The 18,912-nt window shown below is 47.9% G+C and carries 14 protein-coding genes; 4 read left to right on the plus strand and 10 right to left on the minus strand.

Translation table 11 applies throughout. From position 1 onward, the window contains the following. Positions 1-49: 49 nt before the first annotated feature. Entirely contained in the window at positions 50-2,848 is a 2,799-nt protein-coding gene (locus AACQ42_RS10745; protein ID WP_094165807.1) for a M16 family metallopeptidase, read from the minus strand. Between the two features lie 288 nt (positions 2,849-3,136). On the opposite strand from AACQ42_RS10745, the gene AACQ42_RS10750 reads away from it, so the two are divergent. Next, the gene (locus AACQ42_RS10750) at positions 3,137-3,625 is read left to right on the plus strand and encodes a TIGR00645 family protein (protein ID WP_017045929.1); all 489 of its coding nucleotides are present in this window, start codon (positions 3,137-3,139) and stop codon (positions 3,623-3,625) included. Between the two features lie 66 nt (positions 3,626-3,691). On the opposite strand, the gene fhuB is transcribed toward AACQ42_RS10750, so the two are convergent. The 4 genes from fhuB to AACQ42_RS10770 all read right to left on the minus strand — a co-directional run bounded on the left by fhuB (position 3,692) and on the right by AACQ42_RS10770 (position 9,560). Beyond that, positions 3,692-5,659, minus strand: coding sequence for a Fe(3+)-hydroxamate ABC transporter permease FhuB (gene fhuB / locus AACQ42_RS10755; RefSeq protein WP_094165808.1), 1,968 nt, complete (start codon positions 5,657-5,659; stop codon positions 3,692-3,694). After that, the gene (locus AACQ42_RS10760; protein WP_094165809.1) at positions 5,656-6,582 is read right to left on the minus strand and encodes an iron-siderophore ABC transporter substrate-binding protein; all 927 of its coding nucleotides are present in this window, start codon (positions 6,580-6,582) and stop codon (positions 5,656-5,658) included. Before AACQ42_RS10760 ends, fhuB begins: the two co-directional genes overlap by 4 nt. Next, positions 6,573-7,358: an ABC transporter ATP-binding protein gene (locus tag AACQ42_RS10765; protein ID WP_026028190.1), complete on the minus strand. Its 786-nt coding sequence runs from the start codon at positions 7,356-7,358 to the stop codon at positions 6,573-6,575. Before AACQ42_RS10765 ends, AACQ42_RS10760 begins: the two co-directional genes overlap by 10 nt. A gap of 105 nt (positions 7,359-7,463) precedes the next feature. Continuing rightward, positions 7,464-9,560: a TonB-dependent siderophore receptor gene (locus AACQ42_RS10770; protein ID WP_094165810.1), complete on the minus strand. Its 2,097-nt coding sequence runs from the start codon at positions 9,558-9,560 to the stop codon at positions 7,464-7,466. Positions 9,561-9,703: 143 nt separating this feature from the next. Between AACQ42_RS10770 and AACQ42_RS10775 the strand changes: the two genes are divergently transcribed. Then, positions 9,704-11,536, plus strand: coding sequence for an ABC transporter ATP-binding protein (locus tag AACQ42_RS10775; RefSeq protein ID WP_017045934.1), 1,833 nt, complete (start codon positions 9,704-9,706; stop codon positions 11,534-11,536). A 139-nt stretch (positions 11,537-11,675) separates the two neighbouring features. Here AACQ42_RS10775 and murP read toward each other — a convergent pair whose 3' ends face one another. Together murP and murQ are read right to left on the minus strand one after the other, a co-directional pair. Beyond that, positions 11,676-13,124, minus strand: a complete 1,449-nt coding sequence (gene murP, locus AACQ42_RS10780) for a PTS N-acetylmuramic acid transporter subunit IIBC (RefSeq protein ID WP_094165811.1) — start codon at positions 13,122-13,124, stop codon at positions 11,676-11,678. Between the two features lie 29 nt (positions 13,125-13,153). Next, entirely contained in the window at positions 13,154-14,056 is a 903-nt protein-coding gene (gene murQ, locus AACQ42_RS10785; RefSeq protein WP_094165812.1) for an N-acetylmuramic acid 6-phosphate etherase, read from the minus strand. A gap of 242 nt (positions 14,057-14,298) precedes the next feature. Between murQ and AACQ42_RS10790 the strand changes: the two genes are divergently transcribed. Further along, positions 14,299-15,147, plus strand: a complete 849-nt coding sequence (locus tag AACQ42_RS10790) for a MurR/RpiR family transcriptional regulator (RefSeq protein ID WP_094165813.1) — start codon at positions 14,299-14,301, stop codon at positions 15,145-15,147. Between the two features lie 5 nt (positions 15,148-15,152). Here the strand turns inward: AACQ42_RS10790 and AACQ42_RS10795 are convergent, their stop codons facing one another. The 3 genes from AACQ42_RS10795 to recQ form a co-directional block, all read right to left on the minus strand. Continuing rightward, complete coding sequence (locus AACQ42_RS10795) at positions 15,153-15,515, minus strand: hypothetical protein (protein WP_017043038.1); 363 nt, start codon at positions 15,513-15,515, stop codon at positions 15,153-15,155. Between the two features lie 90 nt (positions 15,516-15,605). Continuing rightward, on the minus strand, positions 15,606-15,908 hold the full coding sequence (locus AACQ42_RS10800) for a DUF3630 family protein (RefSeq protein ID WP_094165814.1): 303 nt from the start codon (positions 15,906-15,908) through the stop codon (positions 15,606-15,608). Further along, positions 15,901-17,739: an ATP-dependent DNA helicase RecQ gene (recQ, locus tag AACQ42_RS10805; RefSeq protein WP_094165815.1), complete on the minus strand. Its 1,839-nt coding sequence runs from the start codon at positions 17,737-17,739 to the stop codon at positions 15,901-15,903. Before recQ ends, AACQ42_RS10800 begins: the two co-directional genes overlap by 8 nt. Before the next feature lie 251 nt (positions 17,740-17,990). On the opposite strand from recQ, the gene rarD reads away from it, so the two are divergent. Then, on the plus strand, positions 17,991-18,908 hold the full coding sequence (rarD, locus tag AACQ42_RS10810) for an EamA family transporter RarD (RefSeq protein WP_094165816.1): 918 nt from the start codon (positions 17,991-17,993) through the stop codon (positions 18,906-18,908). Positions 18,909-18,912: the final 4 nt, after the last annotated feature.

Here is an 18,912-nt window from a genome sequence, read left to right on the forward strand (position 1 = left end):
AAAGTGATAAGTTTCATCATAAAAATGAGCCCCCGATAGGAGGCTCATTTTATTTTGAGATTGCAGAGGTAGTGCTGGGTAATATCTTAACACTCAGTCGTTTGTCTGCTTGTAAATATTGATTAGCAACATGACGCAGATCATTCGTACTCACCTGATTGATGGCGTGACGAACCTCCTGCCAACGACTATAGCGATGCGGATAAGTTTGAGCTAGCGATGCGATATCAAGCCAAAATACATTCTTTTCTGGCAGGCTATCTAACCATTGTAGAAGCGGTTGTTTCGCTCGTTGCAACATATCAGCATCAATGCCATGATCAGCTTTCACTCGAGACAATACCGCATCGAAACTCTCTTCCACTAATTTAAGTTGCGTTGTGTCTGTCACACTGAACAGCCCCAAATAACCAAATCCTGTGGGAAGGAAATCATTGCTGCTAAATGGGTAAGGTGAGTAACTCGCGCCAGCCTTTTCTCTCACTTCTTCCGTCAACAAAATACTGAGAACCTCTTCAAGCAGCATCAGTTTTGCGTAGTGTTCGGCATTCACCTTATCAGTCGTTGGCCACAGCCAAGCCAGTGCCGCGGCATTGGCTGAACCTTGATGCTCAACAATATGTGAAGCAGGCAATGATGGAAACTCAACGCGCTCAACTTGCAGCTCTTTTTCTGGATGACGCGGCAAAGCGCCCAGTGTTTTAGCAACCGATTGAATCGTTTTCTCTTCGTCAAGATCACCCACAATGGCAATTTCTAAAAGGCCTTTATCTACCGCCGAGGCAAACACTGGGGCTAATTCTGAAAAATGACGCTTTAACAGTTCCTCGTCATGGCTACGAAATCGTGGGTCGTCAGGGTGCAATAATTCAGGTAATACCGTCCAAAATGCCTCTTCTGGCGTCGTGTTCTGGCTGTTACTCGCTGCCAGTACTCGTTGACGAAATTGGTTCATCCCCTCTTCTCGCCAGCCCGGGCTCGTTAAAAATGCCGTTTGCAGTGCTAACTGTTGGTCAAGCGACGCTTGATTGGTGAAATCCTGACTCGCAAAACCAAGCGTTCCAACATTGAACCCCGTCGTCACATTGGCAGCAGAAAAGAGATGAATTAACTGCTGAAACGAATGCTGCTCTAACCCACCAGCAACAAAGCCATCATTAAACAGTGCCTGAATGCCTTCTTTTCTAGGTAACGGATATTCACCAAAACCTAATGAAAGATTGAGGTAGATGACGTTTTTCTCTAACTCGGTTGGCTTGATGTTGAGCTTAACGCCATTGGCAAATTTCAACATCCGAATCCCCGTTTCGGGATCTCGCTTGTCGTGAACGAGCGTGCCCGCCTCACCAAATTCACGGTAGGCAAATGCCTCGACCGATGATATTTGATAAGGCTCTACTGGCTGTTTTTGGCTTTGTTCATATACATCGAGTAGCGCTTGATTAATTTTCTCAACCTTGTATGGCCCAGAAAGATAAATCCACGGCTTACCTTGCCAACGTTCTGTAAGCAGGTCGTGCAATCGAGCTGCGGTGATTTGAGGTTGATAAGCTTCAAAAAGAGCAAGCGCGAACGTCGGTTCAATCGGGACAAATTGCTGAGCATCACTTGTCACTAGGCCTTGCGCAATCGAAAAACTATGCAAGGTATCGCTACTTGCTGCTCTTTGCTGATAATCAGCATGTATTGCCTTGATCGCTTGATCAATTTCGCCCTGATTAAAACCGTATCGAATCGCTTGTCGCACCGTCTGTTCAAGTAATGTCAGCCCATGCCGCCACTGCTCGGGCAAGGTTACCAGTGACAATTCCATCCGTGATGCGATACCGAAATCTTGTTCAATATTAACAAAAGCATTCGTTATCCCCTCTTGGTCTATCAGATGGGGAAGTAAGCGTTGGTAGAGTAAGTTCGACAATATTGATTCAAGGATCATTTCATGGCGACTTTCAACGCTATCAGCTTGTCGCTCTTGTGGTGCAATCACACCAAGCGAAATTTGGGTCGGCAAACGAGCATCAAAGAAAGCATCAGCTTGCAAGTGTGTCCTTACTGCAGGCAACATCAAATGGTCAGCCCGTAGCGGTACTGCATCCCGGTGAGGTACCCAGTTAGAAAAAAGTCGTTTGATCTGCTCTTCGGCCTGAGCAACATCAAGGTCTCCCACCACAATGATCGTGGTACGTTCTGGCGTATAAAAACGTTGATAGAGTGAACGTAACTGCTCTGAACTAGCATGTTTTACTACATCGAGATCACCAATTGGCAAACGTTTTGACAAAGGGCTCCTCGGATATAAGAAACTAAGTTGTTGACGATAATTCTCAACATCAGCGGAATTTCTCTCTTTCCATTCCGCCACAACAACCGGTTTTTCTTGCTCCAACGCCTTTGGCTCAAGCTTAAGGCGATCCGCAATCTCTCTCATAAGCCACAAACCAGTTGCTACTTTTTGTGAGTCTCCTTGAGCAATATTGAACTCATACACGGTTTGATTGAATTGAGTCACCGCATTGGTATCGGATCCAAAACTTAATCCTAAACGTTCAAGTTGGCGAATCATCTCCCCTTCGGCTACAGAGTCCGAACCTTTAAACGCCATGTGTTCTAAAAGATGCATCAAGCCTTGTTCTTGCTCTGACTCGACTAAAGAACCACCCGCAATGCGCATACGCATAATGACAGCATGAGCAGGTGTGGTGTTATCGACTAATTGGTACCTTAAGCCGTTTTCAAGCTGACCTTCGTGAATGCGATGACTTTTAGGTAACTCCGTCGATAGCGAACTGGCCGATATGACAAGCAGCAATAATAAGCTCAATGGGTGAAAAAATAGAATATTACGCAAATTAAGATTCTCAGTATGTATGGAACGACACTCATTCGAATTGAGCGCTTATTATCACCCATTTATTGAATTTATAAATACATCAAGACAATTCCATACAAAACAGTACAATATTTTCAACATCATGCAATGGTGATCAAACGCGTATCACGCCCACTTGAATATCAGCTTGGCTGGCTTATATTGCTCTACAAAAACTTGGTGCAATAACGTAGCCAAATCACAAGAAAACACAGTATCATCACCCCTTATTCCACATACTTCGTGGAGATCATAAACGGAATAATTATGGAAAATATCGTCGAAAAACTACTCTATTCAGCACGCTGGATTATGGCCCCTATCTATTTGGGGTTAAGTTTAGTGCTGCTGGCATTAGGCATTAAATTTTTCCAAGAAGTGTTTCATCTGCTACCTAACATCTTGAGCACCGATGAAGTCAGCCTGATTTTAGTGACACTTTCTTTGATTGATATTTCATTGGTTGGTGGGTTGATTGTGATGGTAATGTTTTCAGGCTATGAGAATTTTGTCTCTAAAATTGATATCGCCGAAGAGGATGATAAGCTCGGCTGGCTCGGAAAATTAGACACAGGATCGTTGAAAAATAAGGTTTCGGCATCGATTGTCGCCATCTCCTCAATTCATTTGCTGAAAGTCTTCATGAACACTGAAAATATCGACAGTGAAAAAATCAAGTGGTACTTACTGCTGCACATTACCTTTGTCTTATCGGCCTTTGCGATGGGTTATTTAGATAAAATCACCAAAAAATAGCCGCAAGCCCTGTATTCACAGGGCTATTCGTTAACACTATCGATGCCAATGGTAAATAGACTGAGCTTATTTTGAACGATTGACCAACAGTAACAGCAAGAAATAGCTCCCACCGAGAATCGCCACGAGCGTGCCAGCCGCAATTTGCATCGGATAAACGATCACCTGTCCGAGCCAATCCGCCCACAACATTAATGATGCACCGACTAAACTTGCCACCAGCAGTTGGGTTTTACTTTGCTGTGCGCCTAGCATCATCGCCATGTGCGGCGCGATCAAACCCACAAACGACACTGGCCCCATCGTCGCCGTCACCAGCGCACATAACAGCGCCACAATGGTCAATAAAATCAAACTGGTGCTTTGCGCATTAACGCCGCGCGCACTGGCAAAACGACGACCAATGGAGATTAAAGTTAGCCAACGCGACAGCGCGATGGTGGCCGCGGCCAGCAACAGCACCAAAACGGTCAGCAACAGCGCTTGCTCAGGCGTAACGCGATAGGTTGAGCCTGCTAACCACTGTAAAATTCGATAACTGTCTTCTGACCCTTTAGCCAAGCAAAATTGCACTAAGGATTCAAGTAATGCGGTGATGGCTATCCCGGTTAAAATCAAACTCGACGCGGCGTATTGATGGCGCTTACCCAGCACAACTAATGCCGCCAACACCAGCAAACTACCCAACAACGCTGTCACCCAATGAGCGGCTAACAAGCTTTGACCTAAAAAGAGATTGGCAAACACCAACGCAAACGTCGCCCCTGACGAGACCCCTAAAATATCTGGGCTGGCTAACGGGTTGTATATCAAACGTTGCAAAATGCTACCTGCTAGGGCAAGACCAATACCGGCACACAATGCGGTGAGCATGCGCGGCCAGCGTAATGACCACTGATAGCTGCTTGGCAGCGCCAATTGCCAACTGAGTTCGTTCATTTGAAACAACGTATGCAACCCAAGTGCTGCTAGCATCATTAGCAACAACCCCAATAGTGCGACACGGCTTAATGATGCGCGCGACTGAGGCAGTGAGATAGTCAAAGTATCTTGCGCCTTGAGCTGACGGCGACTAAACCAGATCAATGCGGGCGCGCCAATCGCCGCGGCTGTGATACCGCTGGCGATGACTTGCGTAGTCCATAGGCTCAACCACATTGCGAGCATATCGGTTAATAAAAGCAGTAACGCGCCAAGCAGTAAGCTCGAATAGAGCTCTTGCTTGGGCGTTCTTGCTCCCATAGCTCGGGCGATGTTTGGCGTGAGTAGCCCGATAAAACTGATGACGCCCACCGCTGTAATCGAGGCTGAAACCAACCAAATCCCGAGCACCATTAAGATTAAAAATGCAGGAATGACAGGCAGACCACGAGCCGCAGCACCTTGATGACCTAAACGCAATAACGTCAGAACCCTTGGTGCAAACAGTAAAATCAATAAGGAGACCGATAACCGCGGCAGCAACCACTGCACCCAATCCCAGCCATTTTGCGCCAGATCGCCCGCGCCCCACATGAAGACGTTTTTGGCGTATTGTTCATTGAGTAGAATCAGTGCCGTCGCAATCGCGCCAAGTAGCAGGTTCACCACCATGCCTGCCACAATTAACGGCAAGCCCGTCATGTTACGCACACCAGCAATCACCACGATCAACGCAAATGCGAGCAAAGCACCACTCATTGCCGCCAACGCGCTGTAACTGGCAACTAGGCTTGGAAAACCAATGTTGAGAATAATCAGCGCCAGCCAAGCTCCAGATGAGGTGCCCAGCGTCAATGGTGAAGTGAGGTTATTCTGCGTCAGTTGTTGCATCACACTGCCGACCAAACCTAACATCGCGCCCACCAGCAACGTCATCACCAAACGGGGCAATTGACCATATAGGAAATTGAACTCAGCAAAAGAGCTCGCTTCACGTTGCGCCCACAACAGTTGCCATTGCGTGACTAGATCAACGCCATTGCCAATTTGCACACTGAGCATCGCCACAAGCAGCAGCGCACTACTCAGTGCGAGAAACACTTTTCCGTTCATGACTTAGGCGCAACCTCAAGCAAACTGCATGTCAGCGCTTCTGCAATGTATTGTAGTGACATCGCGCCGCCGTAGTTCCAGACACTCTCAACCGAGTTCACTCGCGCTTGACGCACAAACGGCATCGCTTGCCAAAGCATTGATTTTTCTAGCTGTGCTTGCTGGGCAAATGGCAAGAAATAGAGCACATAACCTTGCTCAACATACTGCAGATCCGTTAACCGATGTTGCACAATCCCCCACTCTTTGGCGGGCTGAGGCAGCGCTTCATGCAAGCCCAATTGCTTCAACACATAATGAGTGGTGGAGTTTTCACCGTAAAGGAACACCGAGGTTGGATTAGCAAAACGCATCGCCACCACTGCGGGTGTTTGATGAGAAAATGCGATGTCAATTTGTGCTCTTAACTGCGCAAAACGTTCCGTCATTGTGGTCAGTTTTTGCTCGGCGAGCGCTTGCTTGTCAAAGAGCTGCGCTAATTGGCGAAAATGGTCAATCGCGACTGCGCCACTGTCATCACTGGCTTGAAAATTAGAGAAATAGAGCACCGGAGCAATGCGCTCTAACGGTGTGATTAAATCTTGCTGCGGCGCAGCGGCGAGAATGAGATCTGGTTTTAGTGCAGCAATTTTTTCCAAATTGGGTTCAACGCGCGTGCCGATATCTTCTACCCCTTTCGGCACTTGCGGTTTGACAACCCAATCTTGATAACTGGCAAGCTCTGGCGCGCCAACGGGTGTGATACCCAGTTCAATCACTTGCTCAAGTAAATCCCAATTGAGCACCACCACACGTTGTGGCCGCTGCTGTAGAGTTTGCTCTCCGCGGCTGTCGTGTACGGTCAATGGCGCGCTAAAAGCGACACTCGAAAAAACAGAGAGTAAGCCAGCAACCAGCCAGCGCTTTACAAGGTTTAAGCACATACAATCGCGACCTTATGCGTGTGAGAATCTGAATTGGACATTGGGTGATCCAGCAGTTGGATCGGCGTTTGATAAAGCGCCGATAAACGTGCTTCATCGGCCAATAAAGAGGCATCGCCTTCAAATGCAACCTTGCCCTGCTTGAGCGCGACAATGTGGGTCGCGTAACGTAGCGCAAGGTTCAGATCATGCAAAATGACGATAATTCCACAGCCTTGTGTCTGGTTTAATTGCGCAAGCAGAGCCATTAACTGATATTGGTGCTGCACATCTAACGCTGAGGTTGGCTCATCTAAAATCAGCACCGGAGACTGCTGCGCCAACAGCATCGCCACCCAAGCGCGTTGCCTTTCACCGCCAGACAATTCATCTGCCAAGGTATAGGCAAATTCAGTGACGCCGGTTTGGGCGATCGCTTGATCGATGATCACTTCATCCTGATTTTGCCAGCGACCAAAAGGACCACGCCACGGAAAACGCCCAAGGCGCACTAACTCTCGTACCGTTAACCCCGCTGAAGTTGGCAATTTTTGTGGTAAAAACGCCACCGCTTTAGCCAGCGCTCTGGCGCTGAGCTCGGCAATCGGCTGCTGGTTAAGTAACACGTCGCCACGGTCAGGTGCTTGCTGACCAGAAATCAAACTCACCAGCGTGGATTTACCAGAGCCATTATGGCCGAGTACCACAGTTAACTCTGTGGTGGGAATATTCAGTGATTCAATCGATAAAATGCTTCGTCCACCGCGTACCACTTGAACATTTGATAAGGTAAACATCACTCTCCCCCAAAAATCGAACCACCTAAAACACACATCCCCGCCGGCGCGGGAATGTTCAAAAACCGTCAAACTCACCTTCAGCGAAGGTGAGTTCATGCTGACTTACCAGCGGTAATTCACGCTTGCCACCATACGGCGTGATTCGCCGTAATAGCAGGTTCCGAAATCACAACCAGCAAGGGACTCGTCATCCAAAATATTATTGAGGTTAACCTGCACATCCCACTGTGTATTGATGGCGTAGCTTGCCATTGCATCCCACAGCATATAAGCAGGCACCTTTTTATCGAGCGAGGCATCCACAGACGTTCCGGTATAACGCACGCCAGAGCCCAACGTCAGCCCCTCAATTCCAAGGCCTGCAAAATCATAGCTCGCCCAACCTGTCGCTAAGTGGCGCGGAATCATCGACTTGCGCTTCTGGCTCGTTCCTTCACCCGTATGAGCATCGAGATAGGTGTAGCTGGCATTCAGCATCAGATTCTCTGTCACAGCCATGCGAGCTTCCACTTCGAACCCTTGCGTATTGGTTTTTGTGCCCGATTGACTGGTGGTTAACGCGCCATTGCTGCCGACGGTAGAGGCGGTTGCGTTTTTCTGATCGATATCAAACCACGCCAGATTGACATAGCCATCGAGCCAGCTTGGCATGTATTTCACACCCACCTCGGTTTGGTTGCTCTCAACGGGTTTGTAGAGTTTGTTGGTGGTGAAATCTAAGCTGCTGATCACATAGAAAGATTCTGAGTAGCTCACATAAGGTGACAAACCGTTATCGGCTAAATAGATCAAACCGCTGTTTAATGACAGTTGGCCATCATCAAGCTCATCTTTATTCAAACCTTTGCTTTCAACATCAATTTTGTCGTAGCGGCCACCTAAATTCAGCACCCATTTCTGTTGCCACTTCGTTTGATATTGCGCGTACACACCCAGTTGCTGTTTGACAATCTCATTGTCATACAAGCTGCTTGAAAGATCTGGCACATTGCCGTAGGTCGGATTAAGGCTGTTGATCACGCCCACCTGTGAACCAGTGCCATTACCCAGCCATTTATTTTGGTGATACTGAATGTCAAACCCGGTCAGTAAGCGGTGCTCAAATTGGCTACTTTGCCACTGTGCTTGGGCGTTGTTATCTAAGGTTACGCTGTGTGCATCACCATCATTGATCAAGGTATAACGTGCCAATGTGTATGGGTCGCTGTCTTGCCAAGCATTTTGATAGGCCGAAGAGCTTCGTAGGTACAGATCAACATAGGCGTAGTTGAAGTTTTGCTTGAGGCTCCAAGTGTCGTTCAGTTGATGAGAGAGTTGGTAGCCGAACGACAGTTGTGTTTTATCGAAATCATCGTGATCCGGCTCGCCAAAGTTGCGGTTAGGCGCAATCGTCTCACCATTGGGCAGCGCCACTAATGTGCCATCGCTTGGGAAGAAACCGTTTTGTGGCACGCCGTTATCTTTCAAGAAAGAGGCCATCAGCGTTAGCGTAGTTTGATCTGATAAATCGATAGCGTAGCTTGGCGCAACATAAACGCGCTGGCTCTCAATGCCATCCAGTTCACCCTCTTTTTGATTAACCATCGCCACGAGGCGGTAGCGCTGGCTGCCATCTTGGTTGGCCCAATCGGCAATATCGACACCCAACTGCTGGTAATTTTTATTCCCCACCGACAGAGATACGGAATGCTGCGCGCCATCAGTCGGCTTTTTCTGCACCACGTTGGCAATACCGCCCGGCATGGACTCACCATACAGCACCGAAGACGGGCCTTTCACCAATTCAACTCGCTCTAAACCAAAGGGTTCAACCGTCCAAGCAAAGAAACCTTCTTTATAAAGACGGTTACCATCGAGATAGACACTCGGTTCAAAACCACGCACAAACATCCATTCGGCGTCGTTATCCGCGCCATAAGGTGAGGTGTATCCCGGCGTATAGCGCAATGCTTCATCCAGTTTTTGTACGTTATGCTGGTCCAGTTCATCACGTTCAATGACAGTGACCGACTTTGCAGTTTCTTGTGTCGGGGTATCAACTTTCAATGCCGATGCCGTTACCACGATCGTGTCTAAAACTGGTGGCGGTGTTTGCTCAGCTTGTGCCGTAGCCGAAACCATGAACAGACAAGGTAATGCGCTGATTTTTAATATGTTGTGAATTGCTGTCCCCAGCAAGCTTGGGCGAATGAGATCCATTAAAGGATACCTCCTGCTTTAATTAGTTTGAGAAACGTTTTTATTATCATTATTATTGCCCGTCATTTTACTGATAAATTCAATATTTAACAGATAAAAATAAGAATGAATCTCACTCGCACATCACCATAAGTTGATCACCTATGTTTCAATGGTTTGAAAATCTCACGACGGCGTTTCCTAAAGAAGAGCCGCAACAACCGCCTAACTCCTTATTAGCCTTCTGCCGTCATTACACGCGGGGTTTTGAAGTACCGTTATTGGTCATGTCACTGCTCAGTGCTTGTGTGGCGATTGCCGAAGTCACCCTCATTCGCTATATGGGTGAATTGGTTGATATGCTTGGCAGCCAACAACGTGCCACATTCTGGGCTGATCAGAGTGACCGCTTGTGGGTAATGGCCGCGCTGGTGGTGGTCATTATGCCGCTGCTGGCTTTCTTCCACTCCATGATCATGCACCAAACGCTACTGGGTAATTACCCGATGTCGATACGTTGGATGATCCACCGCTACTTACTCAAACAGAGCGTCAGTTTTTTCCAACGCGATTTCGCGGGGCGAATTGCCACCAAAGTGATGCAAAGCTCCCTCGCCGTGCGAGAAACAGTGATGAAACTGGTCGATGTACTGGTTTACATCGCGGTCTACTTCGTCTCGATGATTTGGATGATGGGCGAATCTGACCGCATCTTGATGATCCCGATTCTGATTTGGCTCGTGGCCTACATCATCATTCAATTGTATTTCATTCCCAAGATGAAAAAAGTAGCGACCGATCAAGCCGATGCTCGCTCAACGATGACGGGCAGCATAGTCGACAGTTACACCAACATTGCCACCGTGAAACTGTTTTCCCATTCACAGCGAGAAATGCAGTACGCCAAAAGCAGCATGAAACGGTTTTTGAACACCGTGTACCAACAGATGCGCATGGTGACGTGCCTGTTGTGGAGTGTTGACGCCATCAACTATTTACTGCTGTTTTCTATCGCCGCTTTATCAATCAATTTGTGGCTCGATGCCTCAGTGACTGTCGGTGTCATTGCGATTGCGATTAGCATTGCGCTGCGCGTACAAGGCATGTCGAAATGGATCATGTGGGAAGTGAGTGCACTATTTGAAAATATCGGTACTGTGGTGGATGGAATGAATACCTTGTCGCAACCAGTAACCATAACGGATGTAGCCAATGCGCCGCCACTGCAAGTAACGCAAGGGCAAATCAGCTTCCATAACGTTCACTTTCACTATGGACAAGAGAACACTGTGTTTGAGGCTCTTAACTTTGAGTTAAAAGCGGGCGAAAAAGTGGGGTTAGTGGGTCGTTCGGGCGCGGGTAAATCCACACTGGTTAACTTACTGCTGCGATTTTACGATTTGAATGGCGGCAAAATCTGCATTGATGGGCAAGATATTTCGCAGGTTAGCCAAGATTCATTGCGCCAACACATTGGTATGATCACGCAAGATACTTCTCTGTTGCACCGCTCAATCCGCGACAACATTCTCTATGGCAACCCAGATGCCGGGGAAGAGGCGCTGATAGAAGCAAGCCGTCAAGCGCATGCTCATGATTTTATCGCGCAGTTGCAGGATGAGAATGGCAACCTCGGCTACGATGTTCAAGTGGGAGAACGCGGTGTCAAACTCTCTGGCGGCCAACGCCAACGCATTGCGATTGCCAGAGTGCTATTAAAAAATGCACCGATTCTGATCATGGATGAAGCCACCTCGGCCCTAGATTCAGAAGTGGAAGCGGCTATTCAAGAAAATTTTGAAACGCTGATGGAAAACAAAACCGTGATCGCCATTGCGCACCGTTTATCAACCATTGCTGCCATGGATCGCTTAATTGTGCTGGATGAAGGACGAATCATTGAACAAGGCTCACACCAAGAGTTGCTGCAACAACAAGGCGTTTATGCTCAGCTATGGGCGCATCAAACGGGTGGTTTTATAGGCGAACTTGCGTAGTGGATGCTCTTTAGGCCAAATAAAAGGCCTTTAGACACATCCAACAGAGAAAGAAGATGTGCTAAAGGCCGCGCTATTTCACCCAATACCCTCACTTTCGAGTTTAGGTATTTTGCATACCATACATAGGGGGGGTGAGTTAGCTTAAATCGACATCTTTGCAGCCAAAAAAGTAGGTCGCGAGAAAACCAACAGTGTAGGAAATTAAAAGACCGCCAACAAATACCATCATCCCAGCAAAAATTCCTTGCTCGGAAGTCATCAATGGAATGGCGACAATGCCTGACGGGCCAAACACCGTATTTAATCCTACTGGCAAACCAAGGTAAGAAACTAAGCCGACAAAGAAACCGCCCGCCGCCCCACCAATGCAAGCGGTGACAAACGGTTTAACCCGCGGCAAGGTCACGCCATAAATCAGTGGTTCGCCAATCCCCAAAATACCGGGAATGATCGCCCCTTTCACTTGCGTGCGCAGCAACGCATCTTTATTCGCTTTGAAATAGAGTGCCAGTGACGCACCCACTTGGCCGCCGCCCGCCATCGCCAAAATAGGAAACAGAGAGTTAAAACCTTGTACATCCATCAGCGCAAAATAGACTGGCACAAATCCTTGGTGAATACCAAACACCACCGAAATTAAGAACAAACCCGACAGTAACGCCGCGCCCAACGGGTTATCATTGAGGTTCAAAAACAACCATGACATGCCTTTAAACAGCTCACCACCAATCGGCATGATCACCAAGAAAGTCACCGCGCCCATAATGAGTAACGTCACCACAGAGGTTAAGATCATATCCAAATCATCAGGCATGTATTGGCGCACTTTACGTTCTACTTGCGCGCCCAAAATAGAGGCCAATAGTACCCCGATGATGTTGCCGCGTGGGTCAATGGCGAAGCCAAAGAATTCACTCATACCCGAGTAGATACCCGTTGTCGCCTCTGGGTTATACCCCAGCACAAACAGCGAAGCTAAAATGGCACCATTAACACCCGAGCCACCGAAGGCTTGCTGCGCGTTATAACCAATTAAAATACTCAAGAAAGCAAATAGCCCTTTACCAAACACTTTCATATAAGTAATGAGATCGAGCATAAACTGGCTAGGCGATTGATCGATAACGAACATTTGCTCCAGCAAAGTGGCAAAACCAAGCAACAAACCCGCAGCAATGAAACCGGGGATCAGCGGCGTAAAAATGGTCGCAAATTTGCTTAAAAAACGTTGTACGCCGCTGGTCTGTTTACTCTTCATCTGCTTTTTCTGCTCAGCAGCAATCGCGGATAGATCGGCAGTTACGGCCACATCCGTCTCAGCACAGTCACCGTTGGCGATCATCTCATTCATCATATCGGCCGCCGTTTGCGCTTTGCCCGGGCCTAAAATGATCTGCAGTTGTTGGTCACTCTCCACCACGCCCATTACGCCGGGAAGGGTTTTCAGCAGAGCCTGATCGGCCAATGCCGTATTATTTAATGTTAAACGTAAGCGCGTCATGCAGTTACCACACTTACCGATATTGCCACTACCACCGACTGCACTAAGCAGCTTGGCGATCATATTTGAGGTTATTTTTGCCATTGGGACATCCTTGGATAGATCCAGTCGGGTTATTGATCATTCAGTGCCGCGCGAATAAAACCATTATGCTTGGCCAGTTTTTGCGTCGCTTGCTCGGCGCTTAGCCCCGCAAGAATCATTACAATGGCGGTTTTACAGTGACGATGGCAGGCGCTCAGTGCTTGTTCTGCTTCCTCTTTGCTGCAACCTGTCGCTTCGACCACGATGTTATTTTGGCGCTGAATCAACTTAGCGTTGGTCGCCTCGACATCGACCATGAGGTTGCCAAACACTTTACCGCAACGAATCATCGCGCCGCTGGTTAACATGTTAAGCACCAGTTTTTGCGCCGTGCCCGCTTTCATACGTGAAGAGCCCGTGACTACTTCCGCGCCCACCACAGGCACAATGGCAATGTCAGCCGCGTGCTGCATCGCGCAATCTGGGTTGCACACTACCGCCACAACCGTTGCACCCAGTGATTTAGCGTAAGCCATGCCGCCTAGCGCATAGGGTGTGCGACCACTGGCGGCGATACCCACCACCACATCGTTGCGGGTCAAATTAATATTTTTCAGATCGCTTTGCCCAAGCTCAACATTGTCTTCGGCATTTTCAACCGCTTTAAGAATCGCTGGGTGTCCGCCCGCAATAAGCCCAACCACTTGTTTAGGGTCAGAGCCGTAGGTGGGTGGGCACTCGCTAGCATCTAAAATCCCCAAGCGACCGGAGGTTCCCGCTCCCATGTAGATCAAACGTCCACCCGCTTGAAATGCCAAGGTAATGGCATCCACCGCTTGCGTTATCTGCGGTAAGGTTTTTTCAACCGCCAACGCGACCAGTTGATCTTCACGGTTAATGACTTGCAACATCTCTAAGGTGGAAAGGGTGTCAATGTCAGCACTGGCAGGGTTACGGCTTTCGGTAACTAACTGGGTTAGGTCTAGGTTCATCGTCTATTTCTCGGTTTGAATTCGGAACTGAGGGCGATTCTATGGAATAAAATATTCCATTTTAGTGACAAAAATCACAACAAAGGTTATTCTTTGACCAGCCATTACATGGAATAATGGCCTACAATGCACCGAAATATTTTAAATGTCTGAGCAAAAGACTAGCCAATACAAGCTACTATGCCAATGTGTCGTTATTTTAAATTTGGAATAATTTATTCAAAACAATACAAGGATCGCGCATGTCTGTGATGCATAAAATCGTCAGCCGCCGCACTCAACTCTCTCGCAGTGAATTACAAATCGCCGATTGGATCATCGCTCATCCAGAAAAAGCCGCGCTCGCCACTAGCCAAGCATTGGCCGAACACGCAAAAGTCAGCCAATCGAGCATTGTCAAATTTACCCAGAAAATTGGCTTTAGGGGCTACAGTGAGTTTAAGTTAGCGCTGGCCGAAGAGCTTGGCCGTAAATTGGCGTTTCAGACCACGCCACTGCACAGCAATATTCTGGCTGACGACCCACTGGCGGTGATCGCACAAAAATTGGTGCAAGCGAAAACAGAGGCGATGTTTCACACCACCAACGCGCTTTCATTTCCCCATTTCAACCAAGCGGTACAGTGGATAAACCTCGCCAGCCGCGTGCAAATTATCGGTATCGGCGGCTCGGCGCTCACCGCAAAAGATTTGGCTTTTAAGCTCCTGAAATTAGGCATCACCGCGCTCACAGAACAAGATAGCCACGTACAAATCGCCACCGCACGCACGCTAGGTGCGCAAGATGTTCAAATTGTGATTTCATTTTCAGGAGAGAGAAAAGAGATTTTGATTGCCGCAGAAACGGCCAAGCAGCAAGGAGCAAGCGTTATTGCGCTCACCTCTCCGAAGAAAAATCGATTACGTGAATTAGCCGATCTCTCTTTTGATACGATTGCCGATGAAAATGAACATCGCAGCTCATCCATCGCCTCTCGCACCGCGCAGAATGTTCTAACCGACCTGTTGTTTATTACTCTTGTACAGCAAAGAGACGAGTCGGCGCGTCAATTGATCCAAGACATTTCATCTGATATTCGTCAAATCTTTTAACGGAACTAATCGCTCTCTTCAATGCAGTGCATGCGATGAAAAACGCGATGAATGATCGGCGCAAATAAGGTAGCCAATGAAACGAAAAAGACCGTTTCGATAAATAAGCTGTAAAAGGCTAAAAAGAGATGCAAGCTCGGCGCAAGATGCAGATTGATTATCGGGTAGGGAAGCTCGAGGCCACTGACCATCGAAAGCGCATTCAACCACGCTTGCGCCGCTGGGAGATCAGCTAGGTAGACAAAACCCACCACTCCGGGAATGAGGCCAGTCAACAGCAGTAACGCAGCGATCGCCGCATAGCGTAAGCAGCGCCATGTAAAACGCTCAACGGAGATAACTTCTTGATGAATCGACTCAAATTTCACGCCAGCCTCCTTGATGTTTGCCTAATCATAAGCAATGGCGGCTTAATAATGAAGGACCAAAAGGCGGATATGCAGAGTTGATCTACACGCTTAGAAACCTCGCGCTAATAATTGAGCGAGAAACGCCAACTCTTCTTGGCTCTCTTTGATGGCAAGTGCTTCAAGCCAAACCGACTCGCTGTAATGCTCGGCTTTGAGAAAAAGTAAGCAACCTTCAAAATCAATCAACCATGAGTGAACGTCCGCATCCCACTGTTTTTCTATCACTGTAGCCGAAAGCTGCTTGACCAAACGCTCGCCTAGTGCAGGAAAAGTATCGACATCAAAACGCGGTGTACTCAGGACGAGTCGCCCTTCATCTTGTAAATTGTGTGCTAAACCGAACTCAGCCATGGTGGGTTAAGTGCTCCTGAATCAGGTCTAAAAATGGGTCGGCGTATTTTTCAAGCTTGCGCTGCCCAACACCATTAACGGCCAGCATTTCTCCGTACGAAGTGGGCAATATTTCCGCCATATCAATTAAGGTCGCATCGCTAAAGACCACGTAAGGCGGTAGGCCATCTTCATCAGCAATCGATTTACGCAATTTACGCAATTTGGCAAACAGTGGTTTGTCGTAGTTTTTGTTGGATAACTTATCTGATTTCGCCGCACGAGCGGCTGTGTCTAAGCGTGGAATAGCTAACTCTAATGGCATTTCTCCACGCAACAGCGGCCGCGCCTCTTCCGTCAACTGCAAGGTCGAATTGCGAGTAATGTTTTGCTGCAACAACCCTTTATGGATCAACTGACGGAAAATACTCACCCAATAATCATGGCTATGATCGCGACCAATGCCGTAAGTAGTGAGCTTGTCGTGGCCATTTTCACGAATACGGATATTTTGCATACCGCGCATCACTTCCACCACATAACCAATACCGAAACTTTGGTTGACGCGATAAACGCACGATAATGCTTTTTGCGCCTCTTGCGTGGCATCGAAATGCTTGGGGGGATCAAGGCAGATATCGCAGTTGCCGCAAGGTTTGTCTCGATATTCACCAAAATAATTGAGCAACACTTGGCGGCGGCAAGTTTGTGCTTCAGCAAAAGCGCTCATCGCGCCCAACTTATGGCTTTCCACCTGCTTTTGTGGCCCTTCCGGCTTCTCATCTAACATTCGACGCAGCCAACTGATGTCGGCCGGATCATAGAGCATCATCGCTTCAGCTGGCAAACCGTCTCGCCCTGCGCGCCCGGTCTCTTGATAGTAAGATTCGATGTTGCGCGGAATATCAAAATGCACCACAAAACGCACGTTGGGTTTATTAATCCCCATTCCAAATGCGACGGTAGCAACCACTATCTGAATGTCATCACGCTGAAATGCTTCTTGCACATAAGCGCGCTCATCGGCGTCCATACCCGCATGGTAACTGGCCGCTCGTAAATGGTTGTTGCACAGTTTCTCTGTCAGCATTTCTACTTTTTTGCGACTGCCACAGTAAATGATGCCGCAATGTCCTCTTTGCGTATCAAGATAGCGGATCACCTGTGAAACCGGTTTGTGCTTTTCGACCAAGGTATAGCGGATATTAGGACGATCAAAGCTGCCCAGATAGACGTGCGGTTCTTGCAACTGCAAACGGTGCAAAATATCCACGCGCGTGGCGTCATCGGCCGTTGCCGTCAGTGCCATAAAAGGCACGTGTGAAAAATGCTGTTTAAGTTGGCCTAACGCCGCATACTCAGGGCGAAAATCGTGCCCCCATTGAGAAATACAGTGTGCTTCATCCACGGCAATCATCGCCAATGGCAACTGCTGCAAGCGTTCGATGAAATCGGACATCAAAACACGCTCAGGCGACGCGTAAATCAGCTTCAGTTGCCCTGCATTCATTCGGTTATACACCGACATCAGCATCTCACGTGACATACTTGAATTAATACACTCAGCCGCGACACCGTTGGCTTTGAGCTGATCCACTTGATCTTTCATCAACGAAATAAGCGGCGAGATGACTAAAGTGATACCCTCTTTGACTAACGCAGGGATCTGATAACAGAGCGATTTCCCCCCACCCGTTGGCATGATAACTAAGCTATCTTGCCCCGCTAACGAAGCGTCAATCACCTCTTGCTGGCCGACACGAAACGACTGATAACCGAACACAGTCTGTAAAATACTGTGCGGTGTCTCAGGTTGAGGATCGGTTTGTTGAGCCATTAACGTTGCGGTCATGAAATTTCCAAGGGTGAACAAAAGGGGTAGAGCAACCGCTATACCGCAAAGCGTCTTATTGTAGTGGGGTTCGATGGTGAATAAAACCGCAAAATGTAGCGGTAAAGCGAATCACTTGATTCTCGGCCATTATTCGCCACTCAAACTCCCGAGTAGGCGGTCGATTAACAAAGCTGCAACTTACTTGAGGAACAGTATATACTGTCGAATCGTTTCGCTGGCTCAGCACTTCACTCCTTTGAGAATTCATCATGACCGCAGAAGAACAACAACGCTCCAGACAAGGCGTTTTACTCGCTATTGGTGCTTACACTATGTGGGGCATCGCACCGATCTATTTTAAAGCAATCAACAATGTTCCTGCACTTGAGATCCTCACTCACCGCGTAGTGTGGTCGTTTTTCTTGTTAGCAGCACTACTTCATTTTGGCCGCAACTGGCGTAGTGTACGCAGTGTGATTACTCATAAATCAAAGATGATCTATCTAATGACCACCGCTTGTCTGGTTGCGGTGAACTGGTTAATTTTCATCTGGGCGATCAATGCTAATCATATGTTAGATGCCAGTTTAGGTTATTACATTAACCCGCTGCTCAATGTGGTGCTCGGCATGCTTTTTCTTGGTGAGCGATTACGCAAACTGCAGTGGGTCGCGGTAGCGCTAGCCACCATTGGTGTGGCCATTCAGTTAATTGTGTTTGGTTCGATTCCTGTGGTCGCCATCGCTTTGGCGACCACTTTTGGCTTGTATGGCTTACTGCGTAAAAAAGTGGCGGTTGATGCCCAAACAGGTTTGTTTATCGAAACCTTGGTAATGTTACCCGCGGCGTTGATTTATCTGTTGTTTATCGCCAGCTCGTCAACTTCAGATATGGCGCTCAATCCGCTTAACCTCAACCTACTGCTGATCGCAGCTGGCGTCATCACGACCTTGCCTTTGCTTTGTTTCACAGGAGCAGCAACGCGTTTAAAACTTTCAACGCTGGGTTTCTTCCAATACATCGGCCCAAGCTTGATGTTTTTGCTCGCGGTCTTGGTTTACGGTGAAGCCTTCTCTAGTGATAAAGCCATTACTTTTGCCTTTATTTGGGCTGCATTGTTGCTGTTCAGTTTTGATGGTTTAAAAACAGGCCGAACCGCGCGACGCGCTCAACGGGCATCCGTTTAATTAG

It is taken from the genome of Vibrio sp. V12_P9A6T4 (genome assembly GCF_963874835.1).
Lineage (GTDB): Bacteria > Pseudomonadota > Gammaproteobacteria > Enterobacterales > Vibrionaceae > Vibrio > Vibrio anguillarum.

Bases quoted from the DNA above. Each gene is read 5' to 3' on its own strand.
- AACQ42_RS10750 (WP_017045929.1), top strand. From the start codon at position 3,137: ATGGAAAATATCGTCGAAAAACTACTCTATTCAGCACGCTGGATTATG.
- fhuB (WP_094165808.1), bottom strand. From the start codon at position 5,659: ATGAACGGAAAAGTGTTTCTCGCACTGAGTAGTGCGCTGCTGCTTGTG.
- AACQ42_RS10760 (WP_094165809.1), bottom strand. From the start codon at position 6,582: ATGTGCTTAAACCTTGTAAAGCGCTGGCTGGTTGCTGGCTTACTCTCT.
- AACQ42_RS10765 (WP_026028190.1), bottom strand. From the start codon at position 7,358: ATGTTTACCTTATCAAATGTTCAAGTGGTACGCGGTGGACGAAGCATT.
- AACQ42_RS10770 (WP_094165810.1), bottom strand. From the start codon at position 9,560: ATGGATCTCATTCGCCCAAGCTTGCTGGGGACAGCAATTCACAACATA.
- AACQ42_RS10775 (WP_017045934.1), top strand. From the start codon at position 9,704: ATGTTTCAATGGTTTGAAAATCTCACGACGGCGTTTCCTAAAGAAGAG.
- murP (WP_094165811.1), bottom strand. From the start codon at position 13,124: ATGGCAAAAATAACCTCAAATATGATCGCCAAGCTGCTTAGTGCAGTC.
- murQ (WP_094165812.1), bottom strand. From the start codon at position 14,056: ATGAACCTAGACCTAACCCAGTTAGTTACCGAAAGCCGTAACCCTGCC.
- AACQ42_RS10790 (WP_094165813.1), top strand. From the start codon at position 14,299: ATGTCTGTGATGCATAAAATCGTCAGCCGCCGCACTCAACTCTCTCGC.
- AACQ42_RS10800 (WP_094165814.1), bottom strand. From the start codon at position 15,908: ATGGCTGAGTTCGGTTTAGCACACAATTTACAAGATGAAGGGCGACTC.
- recQ (WP_094165815.1), bottom strand. From the start codon at position 17,739: ATGACCGCAACGTTAATGGCTCAACAAACCGATCCTCAACCTGAGACA.
- rarD (WP_094165816.1), top strand. From the start codon at position 17,991: ATGACCGCAGAAGAACAACAACGCTCCAGACAAGGCGTTTTACTCGCT.